This is a genomic window from Pseudomonas tremae (assembly GCF_001401155.1).
GTDB lineage: Bacteria > Pseudomonadota > Gammaproteobacteria > Pseudomonadales > Pseudomonadaceae > Aquipseudomonas > Aquipseudomonas tremae.
Window position 1 is genome coordinate 43777 of record NZ_LJRO01000049.1, and the last position, 494, is coordinate 44270.

Below are 494 nucleotides of genomic sequence, written 5' to 3' on the forward strand. Positions count from 1 at the left end.
GGCAACCATGCGCAAGGCCTGGCGCTGGCGGCACGCGAACTGGGCATTCTGGCAACCATCGTCATGCCGCGCACCACGCCGGAAATCAAGGTCGAAGGCGTGCGCTCGCGCGGTGCCACGGTGGTGCTGCACGGCGATTCCTTCCCTGAAGCGCTGGCCTATTCGCTGAAACTGGTTGATGAACAGGGTTTTGTGTACATCCACCCGTACGACGACCCCGACACCATTGCCGGGCAAGGCACAGTGGCGATGGAGATTCTTCGCCAGCAACCGGGCCAGCTGGACGCGATTTTCGTGCCGGTGGGCGGCGGCGGCCTGATCGCGGGAATCGCGGCTTACGTGAAGTACCTACGCCCGGAAATCAGGGTGATCGGCGTCGAGCCGGACGACTCCAACTGCCTGCAGGCGGCTATGGCGGCTGGCGAGCGCGTGGTGCTGAGCCAGGTCGGCTTGTTTGCCGATGGCGTGGCAGTAGCGCAGATCGGTTATCACAC

1 pseudogene (running past one end of the window) is annotated in these 494 nt (G+C 64.2%); it reads left to right on the forward strand.

What is annotated here, in order from left to right:
- Positions 1 to 494, forward strand: a pseudogene (locus tag ALO43_RS03800) (pyridoxal-phosphate dependent enzyme) (its annotated part extends 83 nt beyond the left edge of the window); the annotation flags it as partial.